The organism is Cognatishimia sp. F0-27 (assembly GCF_020667845.1).
Classification (GTDB): Bacteria; Pseudomonadota; Alphaproteobacteria; order Rhodobacterales; family Rhodobacteraceae; genus JAFMPQ01.
In genome coordinates, this window is the sequence record NZ_JAFMPQ010000004.1 from 101889 (window position 1) to 119475 (window position 17587).

The 17587-nt window shown below is 62.3% G+C and carries 18 protein-coding genes; 13 read left to right on the forward strand and 5 right to left on the reverse strand.

Annotation, left to right across the window (positions count from 1 at the left end; translation table 11 throughout):
- Positions 1 to 131: 131 nt before the first annotated feature.
- Positions 132 to 1445, reverse strand: coding sequence for a capsule biosynthesis protein (locus J1C49_RS03880; RefSeq protein WP_227444556.1), 1314 nt, complete (start codon positions 1443 to 1445; stop codon positions 132 to 134).
- Between the two features lie 206 nt (positions 1446 to 1651).
- Between J1C49_RS03880 and J1C49_RS03885 the strand changes: the two genes are divergently transcribed.
- Positions 1652 to 2239: a riboflavin synthase gene (locus J1C49_RS03885; RefSeq protein WP_227444557.1), complete on the forward strand. Its 588-nt coding sequence runs from the start codon at positions 1652 to 1654 to the stop codon at positions 2237 to 2239.
- 130 nt (positions 2240 to 2369) lie between these two features.
- Here J1C49_RS03885 and J1C49_RS03890 read toward each other — a convergent pair whose 3' ends face one another.
- From J1C49_RS03890 to J1C49_RS03900, 3 genes are all read right to left on the reverse strand, one after another.
- Positions 2370 to 3428: a YeeE/YedE family protein gene (locus tag J1C49_RS03890; protein ID WP_227444490.1), complete on the reverse strand. Its 1059-nt coding sequence runs from the start codon at positions 3426 to 3428 to the stop codon at positions 2370 to 2372.
- A gap of 264 nt (positions 3429 to 3692) precedes the next feature.
- Complete coding sequence (locus J1C49_RS03895) at positions 3693 to 4004, reverse strand: ArsR/SmtB family transcription factor (protein WP_370639372.1); 312 nt, start codon at positions 4002 to 4004, stop codon at positions 3693 to 3695.
- 46 nt (positions 4005 to 4050) lie between these two features.
- Complete coding sequence (locus J1C49_RS03900; RefSeq protein ID WP_370639369.1) at positions 4051 to 4440, reverse strand: thioredoxin family protein; 390 nt, start codon at positions 4438 to 4440, stop codon at positions 4051 to 4053.
- 142 nt (positions 4441 to 4582) lie between these two features.
- Between J1C49_RS03900 and J1C49_RS03905 the strand changes: the two genes are divergently transcribed.
- The 12 genes from J1C49_RS03905 to J1C49_RS03960 all read left to right on the forward strand — a co-directional run bounded on the left by J1C49_RS03905 (position 4583) and on the right by J1C49_RS03960 (position 16201).
- A complete protein-coding gene (locus J1C49_RS03905; RefSeq protein WP_227444492.1) occupies positions 4583 to 5320 on the forward strand; it encodes a cytochrome c biogenesis CcdA family protein in 738 nt (245 codons plus the stop codon).
- A gap of 128 nt (positions 5321 to 5448) precedes the next feature.
- The gene (locus J1C49_RS03910) at positions 5449 to 6027 is read left to right on the forward strand and encodes a thioredoxin family protein (protein WP_227444493.1); all 579 of its coding nucleotides are present in this window, start codon (positions 5449 to 5451) and stop codon (positions 6025 to 6027) included.
- A 154-nt stretch (positions 6028 to 6181) separates the two neighbouring features.
- A complete protein-coding gene (gene soxX, locus J1C49_RS03915) occupies positions 6182 to 6664 on the forward strand; it encodes a sulfur oxidation c-type cytochrome SoxX (protein WP_227444494.1) in 483 nt (160 codons plus the stop codon).
- A 71-nt stretch (positions 6665 to 6735) separates the two neighbouring features.
- On the forward strand, positions 6736 to 7152 hold the full coding sequence (gene soxY / locus J1C49_RS03920) for a thiosulfate oxidation carrier protein SoxY (protein ID WP_227444495.1): 417 nt from the start codon (positions 6736 to 6738) through the stop codon (positions 7150 to 7152).
- Between the two features lie 18 nt (positions 7153 to 7170).
- Positions 7171 to 7500 carry a thiosulfate oxidation carrier complex protein SoxZ gene (gene soxZ, locus J1C49_RS03925; protein WP_227444496.1) on the forward strand — a complete coding sequence of 110 codons (330 nt, stop codon included), beginning with the start codon at positions 7171 to 7173 and terminating at the stop codon, positions 7498 to 7500.
- 79 nt (positions 7501 to 7579) lie between these two features.
- Positions 7580 to 8431 carry a sulfur oxidation c-type cytochrome SoxA gene (gene soxA / locus J1C49_RS03930; RefSeq protein WP_227444497.1) on the forward strand — a complete coding sequence of 284 codons (852 nt, stop codon included), beginning with the start codon at positions 7580 to 7582 and terminating at the stop codon, positions 8429 to 8431.
- Positions 8432 to 8676: 245 nt separating this feature from the next.
- Positions 8677 to 10374, forward strand: coding sequence for a thiosulfohydrolase SoxB (soxB, locus tag J1C49_RS03935; RefSeq protein WP_227444498.1), 1698 nt, complete (start codon positions 8677 to 8679; stop codon positions 10372 to 10374).
- A gap of 22 nt (positions 10375 to 10396) precedes the next feature.
- Positions 10397 to 10834: a DsrE family protein gene (locus J1C49_RS03940; protein WP_227444499.1), complete on the forward strand. Its 438-nt coding sequence runs from the start codon at positions 10397 to 10399 to the stop codon at positions 10832 to 10834.
- A gap of 42 nt (positions 10835 to 10876) precedes the next feature.
- Entirely contained in the window at positions 10877 to 12142 is a 1266-nt protein-coding gene (gene soxC, locus J1C49_RS03945; RefSeq protein ID WP_227444500.1) for a sulfite dehydrogenase, read from the forward strand.
- The gene (locus tag J1C49_RS03950; RefSeq protein WP_227444501.1) at positions 12126 to 13415 is read left to right on the forward strand and encodes a c-type cytochrome; all 1290 of its coding nucleotides are present in this window, start codon (positions 12126 to 12128) and stop codon (positions 13413 to 13415) included. The genes soxC and J1C49_RS03950 overlap by 17 nt, the downstream gene beginning before the upstream one ends.
- A 4-nt stretch (positions 13416 to 13419) precedes the next feature.
- Complete coding sequence (locus J1C49_RS03955; protein ID WP_370639370.1) at positions 13420 to 14148, forward strand: c-type cytochrome; 729 nt, start codon at positions 13420 to 13422, stop codon at positions 14146 to 14148.
- Between the two features lie 772 nt (positions 14149 to 14920).
- Positions 14921 to 16201, forward strand: coding sequence for an NAD(P)/FAD-dependent oxidoreductase (locus J1C49_RS03960; protein ID WP_227444502.1), 1281 nt, complete (start codon positions 14921 to 14923; stop codon positions 16199 to 16201).
- Between the two features lie 102 nt (positions 16202 to 16303).
- Here J1C49_RS03960 and J1C49_RS03965 read toward each other — a convergent pair whose 3' ends face one another.
- Complete coding sequence (locus tag J1C49_RS03965) at positions 16304 to 17509, reverse strand: FAD-binding domain-containing protein (protein ID WP_227444503.1); 1206 nt, start codon at positions 17507 to 17509, stop codon at positions 16304 to 16306.
- Positions 17510 to 17587: the final 78 nt, after the last annotated feature.

The window sequence follows — 17587 nt, forward strand, 5'->3', positions numbered from 1 at the left end:
TCTGTGGGCGAGCGGGTGTTCTGGCGCCCCGCAGAACCGTTGCCTGGATCAGGCAGGGCGCATGGACCGGGGTGCCTCCGGCGCCGGGAAGGGCACCAGCACCGGCGCATGTCTACAGGAGCCCGGGCGCGCTAGGACTTGGCCACCGACACGCGCGCGCCGCCGACAAGCGTGAGATGCCGCGCGGTCGTGCCCGGTTCGCCGACCAGCGCATCGTAGGGATCTTCGGCCCGCAGCATGAGATCGACGACATCCCGCAACAGCTGTCGTCTGCCTCGGGCCGAATAGAATCCGCCCGGCCGTTGACTGGTCTCCAGCAGGTAACGCCGATAGTCGCGATAGGCGCTCATGTCCGGCGGATCGGGATGGGCGAAGAAATTCGCGAGCGGCTGCGCGGAGACAAGCTCCGGTTTCCCGTAGACCGCGCGGCCGAAGATCTTGAGCGGCAGGCCGCGCCAGAGCACTTGCTGCCCGGCTGTGGAGTTGATTGTCACGGCTCCATGCGCGCTGTCGAGAAGGGCGGCGAGTTTGCCGCCGCGCAGGTAATGCACGCGGTCGGCGATCCCGCAGGCACGCGCCGCGCGCTTGATGGCGCGGCGCTGATTGATGCGCCCATCCTCAAGCGGGTGAGCCTTGAAGACAAGGTGGTGATGCGCCGGAGCGCCCCGCGCGAACCCGTCCACCACGGTCTCGATGAACGCGTTCATCGAGCCAAAGGGCGAGTGACGCTGCACGCTTGGGTCGTGTTCGAGCTGCAGCAGGGCGACGTGGTAGGGATAGCCACCCCGGTGGATGCGGAACGTTGCGGCGACCCGCAGAATCCACATCGCCGGCATGGTCAGGATCGTCCGCAGATAAAGCAGGAATTCGCGGAACACGGACAGGTCGCGATGCGGTTTGAAGTTGCGATAGCTTCCGTTCAGAGCCATCACAAACCAATGATAGAGCGCGCCGTAAAAGATGTGCTCGCGCATATCGCCCCAATGTGCCGGGGGCAGCGGCGCTTCCTCGTCGGACTGCGCAAGTGCTGCGCGCATCTCGGTGATCTGCGTTCGCATCAGCCGGGAGTGCCCGTTTGAGCCGTTCCGCTCATAGGTCACCCAGTACGGGCGCATATAGCCTTCTTCAAAGACGTGGATTGTAAGCCCACGCGCCTTGGCGCGCGCAATCGCCGTGGCATGGATCGGGCGGACATCGCCGTATAGCACCAGATCGGTCGCGCCGGTTTCCGTGATGATCTGCGTGAAGCGGTCAGGCCATTCCTCTGCGCGGCCTTGAAAGGGAATATACCGGGACTTCCGACGCCAGAACATGGCGTCTCCGGCATTGAACCCAACCCGCCAGACGTCACACCCGCCCTGACGCAGCATCGCGCCAAGTTGGTCGAAAAACGGGCCATGCGGCCCTTGCAGCAAGAGAAAGCACCGTCTTTCGCGCGAAGGCATGCGCCGTGTGCAGGCCGTTGGCCACGGCATATCAACGGGCACGGCATCGGACAGACAGGGAGAGGCGGTTGCGTCATCCATACCGCCGGTCTACATCGAACTGGTTACCGAAATGCTACCTGCGCAAGGGCAGGCAGCCGGTTCACGCCTCGGGATTGCCGATCTCGACACCCAGAACACGCGCCACGCTGGAGGAATGCCACGCCATGTTTACCGGTATTGTCACCGATATGGGCGAAATCCGCGCCCTTGAGAAGCGGGGCGATCTGCGCGCACGCATTGCCACAGGCTACGACACGGCCACGATCGATATCGGTGCCTCCATCGCGTGTGACGGTGTCTGCCTGACGGCGGTGGCCTTGGGGCCGGATTGGTTCGAGGTCGAAATCAGCGCGGAAACCGTTTCAAAGACCAATCTGGACAGTTGGGCGGAGGGCCGCAGGGTCAATCTTGAACGGGCACTCAAGGTCGGCGACGAGCTTGGCGGTCACATCGTTTCTGGTCATGTGGATGGCGTCGCCGCGCTGGTTGCCATGCAGGATGAAGGCGACAGCACGCGGGTCACGCTGGAGGCGCCGGAGGCCTTGGCGAGGTATATCGCGCCGAAAGGATCGGTGGCGCTCAACGGCACCTCTTTGACAGTGAACGAGGTGGATGGGTGCCGGTTTGGGATCAATTTCATTCCGCACACCAAGGCTGTGACCACCTGGGGGCAAAGCGTCGTTGGGGACCGTGTCAATCTCGAGATCGATACGTTGGCCCGCTATGTGGCCCGACTGCGCGCGTTTGATTGATCCAATTTTCGCGACAGGTCCACGACCGGCGCGATGGGTGACAATGTGTCCGCAGCGCGGGGCAGCAGCGCGGGGCAGCAAGGGGCCGGAAGAGAGCATTGTGAACCACCGCATGCGCGCCCGCGGCTGCTCATTCCGCCGGCAGGAAGCCCTCGATCAACTGACGCAATCCAAGCGCGGCCCCGGCAAAGATGGCCAGAAACGTGAGCGGTGCGGAGAACGCGAGCACCGAAAAAGCGGTCAGCCCCTGACCGATTGAGCAGCCGATCGCAATAACGGCGCCGCCCCCCATGAGGGCCGCTCCGATGATCTGGCGGCGCAGTTCGCGGGGGTCTTCGCAGGCCTCCCAGCGGAAATGGCCCTTGATCAGCGAGCCGATGAACGCGCCGAACCAGACGCCCGCCACTGATCCGACGGCAAAGGAGATCGGACGCGCGGAGCCGGTCATCCACCACAGGATCGATTCTCCGAGCGGTGCCGCGAAGGAATGTGAAACCACCGGCAGCGCGTCGAATCCGGTGCGTGCGACCCAGGCCGTTCCGGCCCAGCCAACCAGCACGCCAAGCCCGACGACCACCCCCCAGAACACGGTCTGAGGCTTTTTCCAGAGCGGGCGATGCATGCCGACCACGGCAAGGATCAGGAGCCCGATGCCAATCCCGATGGGGTAGGGGGAGAGCCCCGTCACCGCCGCGATCTGGTGGGCGATGCCGGGCGGGACCGGGCTTGTCATGGGCTCTTGTGGAAACACCGCCGCGCGCAGCGGGGCCAAAGGACCGGAGAGCACCACAAAGGTGGACACGCCCATCACGAGAACGATGACGAAGCTGCGCAGGTCTCCGCCGCCGAGCCGAGCAATCGCGCCATAGCCACAATTGCCCGCCAGCGCCATGCCATAGCCAAACACCAAACCTCCCACGACCGAGGCCAGCGGCACCCATCCGATTGACAGATAGTAGGTTTCCGCACTGTCGAGGAACCCGGTTGCCATCAGGGAGAAGGCGCCCGTCACGGCGGTGCCGATTGCGATGCCCCACATCCTGAGCCGGACGCTGGAGCCGCCGTAAAGCGCGTCTTCAATGGCGCCAAGGGTGCAAAACCGTCCCAATCTCGCGGCCAGCCCAAGAAGAACCCCGCCCATCAGGCCAAACAGCGCGACCCAGTGGTGTTCGGACAATGCGTCGATCATGGTTTATCCCCCCAACGATTGCGCCACTCCCAGACAGCAACCGTATCCCGATGATGCGCAAGCATTCGGCATTTGGCAACTGTTTGCGATGAAGGGAGGCAGAATTGCCCGATGCTGGCGTCGGTGTCGTTGCGTTGGAGTGCCTGTGATCCGTCGCGATGCGTCAAGCAGGGGCGTCAAGCGCATCAGCGTTGCCGGGCGGACCCGACCCTGTTCGAGACACGAAAAAGATGCCTCCGCTGCGCGCCCTCTGCATCGTGAGCCTTAGTCAGCGTCCTTGCAGAAGAGCTCGTAAACGCATTCGAGCATCTTGCGCGGGCGGTCATCGGCCAACCGGTAGTAAATCGCCTTGCCCTCCCTGCGCGGCACCACCAATCCTTCGAGCCGCAGGCGCGACAATTGCTGACTCACCGCCGCCTGACGGGCGGACAGCAGATCTTCAAGCTCGGTGACCGATTTCTCCCCGGTCACGAGGTGACACAGGATCATGAGCCGGCCTTCATGGCTGATCGCCTTGAGAAAGCCGGAGGCCACTGTTGCCTTGTCCACGATCTTGTCGAGTTCCGCGTCGGTCATGTCCGACGTGATCACCGGCAGCGTCGAGCGCTCGTCTGTTTGCGCCTCAGTCCGCATTGGCGCTCTCATCCTGTGAGAAATCGGTGTGTTTGGAAAGCAGAGACGCATAGACCGGCCAGAAGAAATCCTGTCCGACATAGCCTTCCATGCGGGCGATTTCCTGTCCGTCCTCAACGAGGATAAAGGTGGGTGTGAACGATACGCGCCGGTCATATGTCACACCGTCAGGCGGCCCGTCCCGCAGGTCGGCCTTGAGCAGCGGGGCAAAGCGGCCTTCGGCCGTGTTGGGGTAGGCGGGCCCAATTTCGTCTTCCCACGCGATACAATAGGAGCAGCCGGGCTGGTCGACCATCACCAAGCGGATCTCGGCCATGGCCATATCGGCCAGTGCGGCGGCAAGACTTGCGGCAATCATGATCGGGCGAAAGGCCGGCATGGTCCAACGACTCCTCGGATTGGTGGCCGCCAAGAGGCTGAAACACCGGGTGGTCAAAGCGCTGCGGCAATCGGCGATTGACGCGCTCGTTACGAACAACCTAATCTGAATATGTGAATGATACAAGGAAAGCGCCCGACTCATGTTCGACATTTCCTTTGCGGGGGCGTTTTTTGCCGGGCTTCTAAGCTTTTTGACCCCGTGTATCCTGCCAATGGTCCCGTTTTACCTCTGTTACATGGCCGGTTTGTCGATGCAGGAGCTGCGCGATGATTCTGGCGTGGCACCCGGTGCGCAGAAACGGCTGGTCCTGTCGTCGATCTTCTTTGCGCTTGGTGTCACCACGATCTTCGTGCTGCTGGGCATGGGGGCGACCGCCGTGGGGCGCGTCTTTGCCGATTACATCGACAATCTGCGCTGGGTCGCAGCGGCGATCCTGACCCTGTTCGGTTTGCATTTCCTCGGTGTCGTCAAGGTTCCGCTGTTGTATCGAGAGGCGCGACTAGACGGACCGGCCGAGCCGAAAACCGCGTTTGGCGCCTACCTGATGGGGCTTGCGTTCGGCTTTGGCTGGACGCCCTGCGTTGGGCCCGCGCTCGCGTCGATCCTGATGATCGCGTCGGGCATGGGAGACATTTCGCGCGGCGGGCTGCTGCTGGCGTTCTACGGCATCGGGATGACTGCACCGTTTGTCTTGGCGGCGCTGTTTTCAGGGCCGTTTCTGCGTTGGACCGCGCGTCATCGGTCCAAGCTGCAATATGCCGAGAAAGTCATGGGCGTCATGTTGATCCTGTTTGCCGTTCTGATCGTGACCGGGTCCGTCAACGCGATCGGGCAATGGATGTTGGAGACATTTCCGGGATGGGTGTCTCTGAGTTAAGCTTGCGATGGGCGGTTGGGGCTCGGTGCCGTTTTGCGGCAGGATCATGGGATGGCGGCCCATCTGCCGGACCGGCGTTTGATCGTGACAGACAGACAGTCACACACACAGATGGAAGGGGAGACAAGATGAGATACTGGATCGGTGCGGCCTTGGCCGCTGTGATGGCTTTGCCCGCCGCGGCGCAGGAGCTTGGCGATGATGGTCTGCACAAGCAACCGTGGATGCGCGACACGTTCCTCGACCTGTCCGAAGACCTCGCGGAGGCCAATGACGAAGGCAAGCGGCTTGTCCTGTTTTTCGAACAGCGGGGCTGCATCTATTGTGACAAGATGCACAAGGAGGTGTTCTCTGATCCGGCGATATCCGACTATATCGCCGAGAACTTCTTTGTGGTGCAACTCAATCTCTACGGAGACCTGGAGGTCACCGATTTCGACGGGGAATCGCTGCCGGAAAAAGAGATGGCACAGCGCTGGCGCGTGATGTTCACACCCACCATCGTCTTTATGCCCACCAAGGTCGAAGAAGGCATGAGCGCTGCAGAGGCCGCTGTGGCAACGATGCCCGGGGCGTTTGGCAAGGGCACCACGATCGACATGTTCACCTGGGTCGCGGAAGAGCGCTACGCGCTTGATAACGGGGAGGATTTCCAACGATATCACGCCCGCCGCATTCAAGAGCGCAACAACGGATCATTCGATTGAACAGGGCTGCCGGGCCGTTCGCCTGCGACCGATTGGAGCAATAATTCATTTCTGTGAATTTGTTGTTGCGTCCGGCAGGGGCAGTCGACTACGGTATGCACAAGCTTATACGCTGAGACCCCTGCAAGAGGGTCATCAAGCCAAGGGAGGGACTATGAAGATCAAAGCATTCACGGCCATCGCGGCCCTGATGGTGGCGGGCACGGCGCATGCCGAGGCTGTTTCGCCCAACGATGTGCAATATGGCGAGTATGGCACGATCGAAGCGTCGTTGTCGGGTGCACCCGGAGACGCTGAGAACGGTCGCGCGGTGATGATCTCCCGCGGGAAGGGCAATTGCATTGCCTGTCACGCGGTCACGGCGCTGAACGATGCGCCGTTTCACGGCGAGGTGGGGCCTACCCTTGACGGGATTGGCGAATACCGCACCGCAGAAGAGCTTCGTGGCATTGTTGCGAACGCCAAGATGACCTTTGAAGGCACGGTGATGCCGGCTTTCTACAAGACCAGCGGATTTACCCGTCCGGGCAACGGATACACGGGCAAGGCCGCGAAGGAAGAGGACCTGTCGCCGATCCTGAGCGCGCAGGAAGTCGAGGATGTGGTTGCCTACCTGATGACGTTGAAGGACGGCTGACCAACACCAACCGGATTGTCCGGCCGGCGTGAACGCGCCGCCACGGATCATCGCAAACAAGGAGAAGACGTATGGAATTCACACGTCGTGAAACGCTGGCTATCGGTGGGGCCGCTGCGCTTACCGTGATGATGCCGATCAAGGCATCCGCGGCCATCGACAGCTATATCGAAGAGTTTACCGGTGGCGCTGACATGGGCGATGCCGGGCTCGAGCTGACCGCGCCTGAAATCGCTGAAAACGGCAACACGGTGCCGATCGAGGTCTCCGCGCCGGGCGCGTCCGCGATCATGGTTCTGGCCGCTGGCAATCCGACGCCGCCGGTCGCCACGTTCAACTTCGGTCCGCTGGCCGCGGCACAGCGCGCATCCACCCGGATCCGCCTTGCAGGCACGCAGGACATCATTGCAATCGCCAAGCTCGCCGACGGCAGCTTTGCCCGCACCTCGAAGACCGTGAAGGTCACCATCGGCGGCTGCGGCGGCTAATCAGAGGAGAATTCAACCATGGCATCTGGTGTCAAACCCCGCGTCAAGGTCCCGAAATCCGCATCCGCTGGCGAAGCGATCACAATCAAGACGTTGATCAGCCACAAGATGGAAAGCGGTCAGCGCAAGGACGGCGACGGCAACACGATCCCGCGTTCGATCATCAATCGCTTCACCGCCGACTTCAACGGCCAGAACGTGATCGACGTGACGCTTGAACCGGCGATTTCCACGAACCCGTATTTCGAGTTCGAAGCCACGGTCCCGGAAGCCGGTGAATTCAAGTTCACCTGGTACGATGACGACGGGTCCGTCTACGAAGATTCAAAGTCGATCGCCATCGCCTGAGCCTGGCGAGGCACGATCAAACCTTGCCCCAGAGACCGTGACGGTGACCGGGGCAGGGCTTTCCAGGGAGGGACAATCTATGAAATTCAAGGCATTGACGGCAACGGCCGCATTGCTTGCCGCCACCACGGTCTATGCGGGTGGGGCAGATGACGACACGCTTGTCATCAATGGCGAGATCGAGATGACCACCAAGGTCGCCGCGCCGCCACACATGGCTGATACCGGCATTTCCGAACTGATTTCGGGCTGGCATTTCCGGTCGGATGAGACGCAGCAGCTCCAGACCGATGACTTCGAAAACCAGGGTATGATCTTTGTCGATCAGGCGCTTGAAGCCTGGGAAACGGCAGAAGGCACCGAGGGCAAGAGCTGCGCCTCCTGCCACGAAAGCCCAGACAGCATGGCGGGCGTCGCCGCGACCTATCCCAAGTGGAACGAGGAAGCCGGCGAGTTGCGCACCGTTCAGATGCAGATGAACGATTGCCGCACCAATCGCATGGGCGCCGAGGCATGGAAATATGACGCCGCGGCGGCCATCAACATGGAATCGATGATCGCGTCGCAGTCGCGTGGCATGCCCGTGAATGTCGCCATTGACGGTCCGGCTGCCGAAGCGTGGGAAATGGGCAAAGAGCTCTATTACACCCGCACTGGGCAACTCGAACTGAGCTGCGCATCCTGCCATGAAGAAAACTATGGCAACTATATCCGCGCTGACCATCTCAGCCAGGGCCAGATCAACGGCTTTCCGACATACCGTCTCAAGAATGCAAAGCTGAACGGCGTGCATTCGCGGTTCCGGGGCTGCGTGCGTGACACACGCGCCGAGACCTACAGCACCGGGAGCCCGGAATTCGTGGCGCTTGAGCTGTATGTCAAGTCGCGCGGCAACGGCCTCAGCGTCGAAGGTCCGTCGGTCCGCAACTGATCCAGTGACCCGTTCCGGACACCCGGAGCGGGTCATTTTCCAGCCATATCATTCACACATGCGAATGTGATGAGTGATAGGCGAGAGGTGCCGCCCGGCCCGCCGCCGGTTCACTCCCTCTGGCAGCGGCTCGTGCAACGCCCGCACATGCAGCGCGGGCAGGCCCGGCGTCCCTCGCCGCTTACACTTTCGGCAATGCGTGCATGATACCCGCGTTGCGACAACCAGATCGAAAGGCCTATCCGATGATTTCGAGACGCGATTTCCTGCAAGCTTCCATGGCGGCCTCGGCGATGCTCGGCGCATCGGGCTTTGGCCAGTGGTCGCGTTTGGCCGCGCAACAGGCGCTCACCCAGGATCAGCTGCTGCAGTTCGATACCTTCGGCAATGTCTCGCTGATCCATGTCACGGACATTCACGCGCAGCTCAAGCCGATCTTCTTCCGCGAGCCGTCGGTGAATATCGGTGTGGGCGATAATCGCGGTGCGGTTCCGCATGTCACCGGCGCGGAATTCCGGCGCCTATACGGCATCGAAGACAATTCCTACTCGCATTACGCGCTGAGTTCGGGCGATTTCGAAGCCTTGGCGCGCAGCTATGGCAAGATGGGCGGTCTTGATCGCGTTTCGACCGTGGTCAACGCGATCCGCGCCGACCGGCCCGATGCGATCCTTCTCGATGGGGGTGACACGTGGCATGGCTCCTACACCTGCTATCACACGCAGGGGCAGGACATGGTCAACGTGATGAACGGGCTCAAGCCGGACGCCATGACGTTCCATTGGGAGTTCACCCTTGGATCGGACCGGGTTGCCGAACTGGTCGAGAGCCTGCCCTATGCCGCGCTGGGCCAGAACATCTTTGATGCCGAATGGGACGAACCCGCGGAGCTTTTCCCGCCCTACACGTTCTTTGAGCGCGGCGGGACCAAGATTGCGGTGATCGGACAGGCCTTCCCGTATATGCCGATTGCCAATCCGCGCTGGATGTTCCCGGAATACAGCTTTGGTATCCGGGATGAGAACATGCAGGCGATGGTTGACGAGGTGCGTCAGCAGGGCGCCGAGCTTGTCGTCTGCCTCAGTCACAACGGCTTTGACGTCGACAAGAAGATGGCCAGCATCGTGACAGGGATCGACGTGATCCTGTCGGGTCACACCCATGACGCGCTGCCCGAGCCGGTCCTCGTGGGCGAGACGATCATCGTCGCCTCGGGCAGCAACGGCAAATTCGTCAGCCGCGTGGATCTCGATGTGCGCAACGGACAGATGCTCGGGTTCCGCCACAAGCTGATCCCGATCTTCTCCGATGTGATCGAACCGGATCCGGCCATTGCCTCGCTGATCGACGAACAGCGTGCCCCCTTCGAGGCACAGCTTTCGGAGGTCATCGGCCAGACCGACTCGCTGCTCTACCGGCGTGGCAATTTCAACGGAACGTGGGACGATCTGATCTGCGACGCGCTGCTTTCCGAGCGTGATGCGGAGATCGCTCTTTCGCCGGGTGTACGGTGGGGGCCGAGCCTCATTCCGGGACAAGACATCACCCGCGAGGATATCTGGAACGTCACGTCCATGACCTATGGTCAGGCCTATCGCACCGAGATGACGGGTGAGTTCCTCAAGATCGTGCTCGAGGACGTTGCTGACAACATCTTCAACCCCGACCCCTATTACCAGCAGGGGGGGGACATGGTGCGGACCGGCGGGCTTGGCTACCGGGTGGATGTGTCCAAGCCACAGGGCGAGCGGATCTCGGAGATGGTGCTGACCAGCACCGGCGAGGCCATCGATCCTGCGCGCAATTACGTTGTCGCCGGATGGGCGAGCGTGAACGAAGGCACCGAAGGCCCCCAGATCTGGGATGTGGTGGAGAGCCACATTGCCAAGCAGGGCACCGTGACGGTGAGCCAGAACGACAGCGTCACCGTAACCGGGCTTTGACCCTCAATTCGAAGGAAACGCCATGTTGAAATCGAGTCTGACCGCCGCTGCGCTGAGTGTAGCCTTTGCCTCCGCCGTTCTTGCAGAAGGCGTGACCCATCACGTGGCCGTGCATGTCAATGACGGCGACCCAAAGGTCATGAACATGGCGCTCAACAACGTGCAGAACCTCACGCGCTATTACGAAAGCCAGGGCGACAGCGTTGTCGTGGAGCTTGTGGCCTATGGGCCGGGGCTCAACATGCTGCTGGACGGACGTAGCCCGGTGGCGGATCGGATATCTGTGATGTCGCTGGAAATGGACAACCTGTCCTTTGCGGCCTGCGGCAACACGCATCGCAAGATGAGCGAGAAAGCCGGCGAAACGCTCGCGCTGCTTGACGACTTGGCGATTGTCCCGTCGGGCGTTGTCCGGCTCATCGAGCTTCAGGAAGAAGGCTACGCCTATATCCGGCCCTGACCGGGCCCGTAGGCACGCTGACACGAAAGAAAGGAAAGAGCCATGAGCCGGAGAAAAGGCCCCTCGCGCCGCCAGTTCCTGACCAGTGCCGCCGCCCTCGGGGCGACGGCCACCGCAGCCAAGGCCGCCGGGCCGGACCCGCTGATTACCGAGACCCAGGATTGGGCGATGGGATTGGGCGACGGTGTCGACGCGACGCCATATGGCCTGCCGATCGAGTATGAAAGCGATGTGGTGCGCCGCAATGTTGAATGGCTGACCGCCGACACGATCAGTTCGATCAACTTCACACCGATCCACGCGCTGGACGGGACCATCACGCCGCAGGGCTGTGCGTTCGAACGGCATCATTCCGGCGCCATTGAGATGCGCAAGCAGGACTATCGGCTCATGATCAACGGTCTGGTGGACCGGCCGTTGATTTTCTCATACGAGGATCTCGAACGCTTTCCGCGCGAAAACCACGTGTATTTCTGCGAATGTGCGGCAAATACGGGCATGGAATGGGCCGGTGCCCAGCTCAACGGCGCGCAGTTCACCCATGGCATGATCCACAACATGGAATATACCGGCGTGCCGTTGCGCACGATCCTGGCCGAGGCCGGGCTCGACGCGGCGGGCGACTTCAAGGACAAATGGGTCTATGTCGAAGGCGCGGACGCGTCTTCCAATGGCCGGTCGATCCCGATGGAAAAGGCCATGGACGACGTGCTCGTGGCGTTCAAGGCCAATGGCGAAGCGCTGCGCAAGGAGCATGGCTACCCGGTGCGCCTCGTGGTGCCAGGCTGGGAAGGCAACATGTGGGTCAAGTGGCTGCGCCGCGTGGAGGTTATGGACGGCCCTGTGGAAAGCCGCGAGGAAACCTCGAAATACACCGACGTGCTGGCCGATGGCGTGGCGCGCAAGTGGACATGGGTCATGGACGCCAAGTCGGTCGTCACCTCCCCAAGCCCGCAGGCGCCGATCACCCACGGTCCCGGTCCCGTGGTCATCACCGGCCTGGCCTGGACCGGCCATGGCAAGATCACCCGTGTCGATGTCTCCAAGGACGGTGGCAAGACATGGGAAACCGCGCGGCTCGCCCGCGAGGGAGAGGACAAGGCGCTCACACGGTTCTATCTCGACACGGTCTGGGACGGCGAGGACTGGCTCCTGCAATCCCGCGCGATGGATGAAACGGGCTACGTGCAGCCAACCAAGGCACAGCTGCGCGACGTACGGGGCGAAAACTCCATCTATCACAACAACTGCATCCAGACATGGCATGTGAAACCCAACGGGGAGGCCGAAAATGTCGAAGTCTCTTAAGCTCTACGGCGGCTCCGCGCTGGCCATCACCATCATGCTGGTCGGAGCAGCGAATTTCGCTGACCGCAACATCACCGATATGCCGGAACGCGCGGCGAAGCTGACGGCCTTGCCCGCGCCGATCCCGCAACCCGAGGCGCCCGTCGTCGTTGCCGAGGCTCCGGCCGCGGCCGAAGTGGCCGCCCCCGCCGCCGATGCGGGGTCGGGTCTTCTCGTGGCCGCTGCCGTGGCCGATGAGGCCGCAACGGGGATGCGGTTCGGTTTGGGCCGCGAGGCCATGGCCGAAGAAATCGCAGCCTGGGACGTGGACGTGCGGCCCGATGGCACAGGCCTGCCAGAAGGGTCTGGCAATGCCTGGGACGGCGAGGCGCTGTTCGAGGAGAATTGCGCGGTCTGCCACGGATCATTCGCGGAAGGTGTCGACAACTGGCCGGCGCTGGCAGGCGGGTTCGGCACGCTGGCGGACAAGGATCCGGTCAAGACGGTGGGCAGCTACTGGCCCTATGTCTCGACGGTCTGGGACTACGTGCACCGCTCCATGCCGTTTGGCAACGCGCAGTCGCTCAGCGATGACGATGTCTATGCCATCGTGGCCTATATTCTGTATTCGAACGATCTGATCGAGGATGATTTCGAACTGTCGCGCGACACGATCCTCGATGTGGAAATGCCGAATGCGGAAGGGTTCATCGTCGATGACCGCGCCGAGACGGAATACACCATCTGGCGCACCGAGCCCTGCATGGAAAACTGCAAGGACAGCGTTGAAATCACCATGCGCGCCACCGTTCTCGACGTGACGCCGGAAGAAGACGGCGCGGATGACGCGGCCGGCCATTCCGACGCCATGGCGCCGGCGGCAGAAACCGAGGCAGAAGCCGAGACGGTGGTTGCGGCGGTCGCAGCAGACACCGACGCACAAGCAGACGCTGTGGTCGAAACCGTCAGCGCGGCGATCGATCCGGCGCTTGTGGCCGAGGGCGAGAAAGTGTTCCGCAAGTGCAAGGCATGCCACCAGGTGGGAGAAGGCGCCAAGAACCGGTCCGGCCCGCATCTCAACGGTGTTGTCGGGCGCACGATCGGCAGCGTCGATGGCTTCAAGTATTCCGGTGCCATGGCCGATAAGGGTGGGATCTGGGATGCTGAAACGCTTGCCGCGTTCCTCGCCGACCCGCGCGGCAGCGTCAAAGGCACCAAGATGGCTTTTGCCGGGCTCAAGAGTGATGCGGATATCGCGGCTGTGACCGCCTATCTGGCGAGCTTTGACGAGTGATGCCATGAGGCGGATCGGAACCAGCACGCTCGGGATGATCGGAGCGCTCGGGATGTTGGTCATCGGCGGGGCTGCCTTCGCCGATGAGACCGCCGAGGCGATTGGTGATGCGGAGCGCGGCGCGGAGATCTACCGCAAATGCTCCGGTTGCCATCAGGTCGGACCGGGCGCCAGCAATCGTGCGGGTCCGCATCTCAACGGGGTTTTCGACCGTCGTGCCGGAAGCATCGCCGATTTCGATTATTCCCGCGGCATGGAGCGGGCGTTTGCCGATGGCCTGGTCTGGGATCTGGAGACGCTCGACGCCTATCTCGAGAACCCCCGGGCCCTTGTTTCGGGGACGCGCATGTCGTTCCGGGGGCTGCGCGAGCCACAGGACCGTCGGGATGTGCTCGCCTATCTTCGGAGCTATTCGGACAATCCCGCCAACCTGCCGGAAGCGGCGCCGACCGCGATTGCGCGGGAGGTTGAGCTGCCTGCGGAAATTCTCGCTCTCGAAGGTGACGTTGCCTATGGGGAATACCTCGCGTCGGAATGCCTCACCTGTCACCAAAGAGATGGCGGCGACGATGGCATTCCCTCGATCACCAACTGGTATGAGGAAGATTTTGTCGTGGCGATGCACGCCTATAAGCGCAAGATCCGGCCCCATCCGGTGATGCAGATGATGGCGGGGCGGTTAAACGCGGAAGAAATTGCCGCTCTGGCGGCATTCTTTGCAAAAATCGAGTAAGAAACCAAAGGGGGCGAATGTTCGTTTCGCCCCCTTTTTTGTTTTGCGATGGGAGAAGAGAGGCCGTCTTGGTCATCCTTGAGCGGGTGTTTGGGGTCGTGTCTCGACGAAAGTGGCGCCTGCCAGTAGGGCGAAAGCGCGCGGCCCCTGCCATGGGTCTCCCGAAGTATCGCCGATAAGGGGCTGCGCCATGGCATGCTCGGGATCGCGCGGCGCGCAACCTTCCAGACCGCACTATGTGACTGGGGGCCAACGCCCTTGGGCTTGAGGGCCAAGGCGCGGCAGATCGGCCGTCTGGGCCCGGGCCGAGCGAAGGAATTTTCGCCTGATGCGTGACATGGTTTTGAGGGTGATTGGAACAAACAGAGATTCGACGGAGCGGGCCGCGCGAGGCGGGGAGGGCGGGACAGGCCTGAGGTGACAAGGACAGCGGGGCAAAACCGTCCGTGTAGTGCGCCCAAACGCGGCCTGCGCGCGAGAGATCGGTTTCAGCGCGACACAAGGCGGTCCCGCGGGGCCGGAGCTTCGGGGTGGTTTCGCCAAAAAGGGTTCCGCATGTCATTTCATCGACGCATACTCGTTTTGCGTGCATTGCGGGACAGACCGGCAGACCCTTTTCGGATCCCGGCGTGGGCGGGGGCAAACCGCACGGTGCAGGTAGTCGCGTCTTTCGGGGCGCAAGGATTTGAGCGTTTGACCTGAGACGGTGGCCTGCCGTCTCGGCTTTTCTGCTCCGAATTTATTGATGGTCCAATCAGGGAGGATAGTGGACATGATACACAAGTCACAGACCAGACGGAGCTTTCTCGGCACTGGCGCCGCGTTGACCGCAACGGCGCTTTCCGCGCCGATGCTGGGTGCGCAAGCCAAGCCGCGCGCCGTTGTGATCGGAGGCGGTGCCGGCGGCGCCACCGCTGCACGCTATATTGCAAAGGACAGCCAGGGTGCGGTTGACGTGACCCTGATCGAGCCAAGCCGGTCCTATTACACCTGCTTCTTCTCCAACCTCTATATCGGCGGGTTCCGCAGCCTCGACAGCCTTGAGCACCGCTACGGCACCCTGGCGTCGGAGTTCGGCGTCAATGTCGTGCATGACTGGGCCGTCGGGGTGGATCGCGACGCCAAGACGGTCTCGCTCGCTGGTGGCGGCGCGGTGCAATACGATCGCCTGATCCTGTCGCCGGGCATTGATTTTGTCGATGGTTCGGTGCCGGGCTGGGATCTCACGACCCAGAACGCCATGCCTCATGCCTACAAGGCCGGCACGCAGACCGCGCTGCTCAAGGCGCAAATCGAAGCGATGCCGGAGGGCGGCACCTATGTCATGGTGGCCCCGCCCAATCCCTATCGCTGCCCGCCGGGTCCCTACGAGCGGATCTCGATGGTGGCGCATTACCTCAAGGCCAATAACCCGACCGCCAAGATCATCATCGCCGACCCCAAGGAAAAATTCTCCAAGCAGGCGCTTTTCGAGGAGGGGTGGCAGAAGCATTACGGTGGTATGATCGAACGGATCGGCCCCGATTTCGGCGGCGAGAACACCACCGTCAACGCGGCCGACATGACGGTCGATATCGATGGCGAGGTGATCAAGGCCGATGTGGTCAACGTCATTCCGGCACAGAAGGCCGGTGCGATTTGTGACGCCGCGGGGCTGACAGAGGGCAACTGGGCACCGGTGGTCGCCCACACGATGCAATCCAAACTCGACGAGAATATCCATATCCTCGGGGATGCCTCGTCGCAAGGTGACATGCCAAAATCCGGCTACTCCGCCAACAGCCAGGCCAAGGTTGCGGCCATGGCGGTGCGCGGGGCCTTAACCGGCAGCCGCGTTTTCCCGGCGAAATTCTCCAACACGTGCTGGTCGCTGATCGACACCGAAGACGGGGTAAAAGTTGGGGCTTCTTATGAAGCAACCGACGAAAAAATCGCCAAGGTGGATGGGTTTGTGAGCCAGACGGGCGAGGATGCCGCGCTGCGCAAGGCGACCTACGAGGAGAGCATCGGTTGGTACGCGGGGATCACCTCGGACATGTTCGGCACAACGTAACCGTCCCGATTGGCTCTTGAGGGCCGGTCTTGGTGAACGCGGTCGGCGCGCAGGGGTGATACCCTGCGCGCCGGTTTTCGTCGCGATGTGTGGGCAAGCGGCTCAGGCCGCGCGCAGCCCTTGGAGCGCGCCGATAATCTGCGGGATCTTTTCGCGAAACTTGAAAAAGCCGGCCGTTGCATGGGGCCATGCCACTTGGTCGAGCGTGCGCATCGGTTGCAGCACGGGGATCCCCGCCATCTCTGACAGGACTTCCGAAACCGCCCCAACGGGCGCGCGCGCCGTGACGATCTGTTCGGCGCCGAGATCCCGCGCCCACGCGGCTATCGCTGCGCCGTCGGAGAGACCGGTGGCCACGGGACCAAGACGGTCCTTCCATCGCTCTGCGGCTTCCCGGGTTGCCGCTTCACGGAATGCCAAGACCTGTGGCGCCATGGTCAGCGGGGTGAGCCGTTCCGAAGGGGTCACCAGAGCCGTGCCCAGCGGGGTGATCGACTTGTCCAGAATCCATCCCGGCGAGAGGTCGTCTTCATGCAGCACGAAGGCCGTCGGTTTGGAGGGGTCGACGCTGTCGGACTGCGGTGCTGCCATCCGCGGCGGAAGGTCCGGTCCCTGAACTGGCGGCGCGTCGGGGGCGAGGCTGGTTTCCGGCAGGGAAAAGCGGCCTTCGGTGAATTTCTCGATATTGGAGGGACGGGCGAGATAGGTCTTGCCGCGCGTTTGCAGCCCCGCAACCCACCGCCACCCCAGCGTGTTGGACGCCGGATCGCCGTCGAGCAGGTGGCGCAGGAAGAAATCGGCGCCCAGCTCCCATGGCAGCCGAAGCGTGAAAACCCAGATGGAGGCAAACCACATCCGCGCATGGTTGTGCAGATAGCCCGTATCCACCAGCTCCTGCGCCCAATGGTCGAAGGGCTCGATCCCGGTTTGCCCGGTGCATGCGGCTTCCCAATTGCGGCGCAAGCCGGACTGGGTTTGCACCGCGTCAAGCGCGCGCCGCAGATCGGACTGGTAGCGGGTCCAGACCTGCGGGCGCATCTCCAGCCATCCTTTCCAGTAGGTCCGCCAGAGCACTTCCTGAATGAATTTTTCGGCTCCGTTGCGCGTGTGTCGGCCCAGAACGGCGTCGATCACTTCCGCTTCCGTCACGATGCGGTGGCGCAGATACGGCGACAGTGTCGAGACAAATTCATGGCCGCCGGGGCCACGGTCGTAATTGCGCTTCGAGGCATAGGTTTTGCCCGCCTTCGGGACGAACCGCGCCAGACGCGCCAAGCCGTCCGCGCGGGTGGGAGAAAAATCGCTCACGACGCCGCTTCCTTTCGATCTGGCGCCTTGAGCTAGAGTGCGGGACGCCGGCATCAAGCCGCGACGTCCCGGAACATG

Coding starts and splice junctions, on each gene's coding strand:
- soxZ (WP_227444496.1), top strand. CDS start 7,171: ATGGCATCTGGTGTCAAACCCCGCGTCAAGGTCCCGAAATCCGCATCC.
- soxA (WP_227444497.1), top strand. CDS start 7,580: ATGAAATTCAAGGCATTGACGGCAACGGCCGCATTGCTTGCCGCCACC.
- J1C49_RS03955 (WP_370639370.1), top strand. CDS start 13,420: ATGAGGCGGATCGGAACCAGCACGCTCGGGATGATCGGAGCGCTCGGG.
- soxC (WP_227444500.1), top strand. CDS start 10,877: ATGAGCCGGAGAAAAGGCCCCTCGCGCCGCCAGTTCCTGACCAGTGCC.
- soxY (WP_227444495.1), top strand. CDS start 6,736: ATGGAATTCACACGTCGTGAAACGCTGGCTATCGGTGGGGCCGCTGCG.
- J1C49_RS03895 (WP_370639372.1), bottom strand. CDS start 4,004: ATGACCGACGCGGAACTCGACAAGATCGTGGACAAGGCAACAGTGGCC.
- J1C49_RS03950 (WP_227444501.1), top strand. CDS start 12,126: ATGTCGAAGTCTCTTAAGCTCTACGGCGGCTCCGCGCTGGCCATCACC.
- soxB (WP_227444498.1), top strand. CDS start 8,677: ATGATTTCGAGACGCGATTTCCTGCAAGCTTCCATGGCGGCCTCGGCG.
- J1C49_RS03880 (WP_227444556.1), bottom strand. CDS start 1,445: ATGCCTTCGCGCGAAAGACGGTGCTTTCTCTTGCTGCAAGGGCCGCAT.
- J1C49_RS03940 (WP_227444499.1), top strand. CDS start 10,397: ATGTTGAAATCGAGTCTGACCGCCGCTGCGCTGAGTGTAGCCTTTGCC.
- J1C49_RS03885 (WP_227444557.1), top strand. CDS start 1,652: ATGTTTACCGGTATTGTCACCGATATGGGCGAAATCCGCGCCCTTGAG.
- J1C49_RS03905 (WP_227444492.1), top strand. CDS start 4,583: ATGTTCGACATTTCCTTTGCGGGGGCGTTTTTTGCCGGGCTTCTAAGC.
- J1C49_RS03900 (WP_370639369.1), bottom strand. CDS start 4,440: ATGCCGGCCTTTCGCCCGATCATGATTGCCGCAAGTCTTGCCGCCGCA.
- J1C49_RS03960 (WP_227444502.1), top strand. CDS start 14,921: ATGATACACAAGTCACAGACCAGACGGAGCTTTCTCGGCACTGGCGCC.
- soxX (WP_227444494.1), top strand. CDS start 6,182: ATGAAGATCAAAGCATTCACGGCCATCGCGGCCCTGATGGTGGCGGGC.
- J1C49_RS03890 (WP_227444490.1), bottom strand. CDS start 3,428: ATGATCGACGCATTGTCCGAACACCACTGGGTCGCGCTGTTTGGCCTG.
- J1C49_RS03910 (WP_227444493.1), top strand. CDS start 5,449: ATGAGATACTGGATCGGTGCGGCCTTGGCCGCTGTGATGGCTTTGCCC.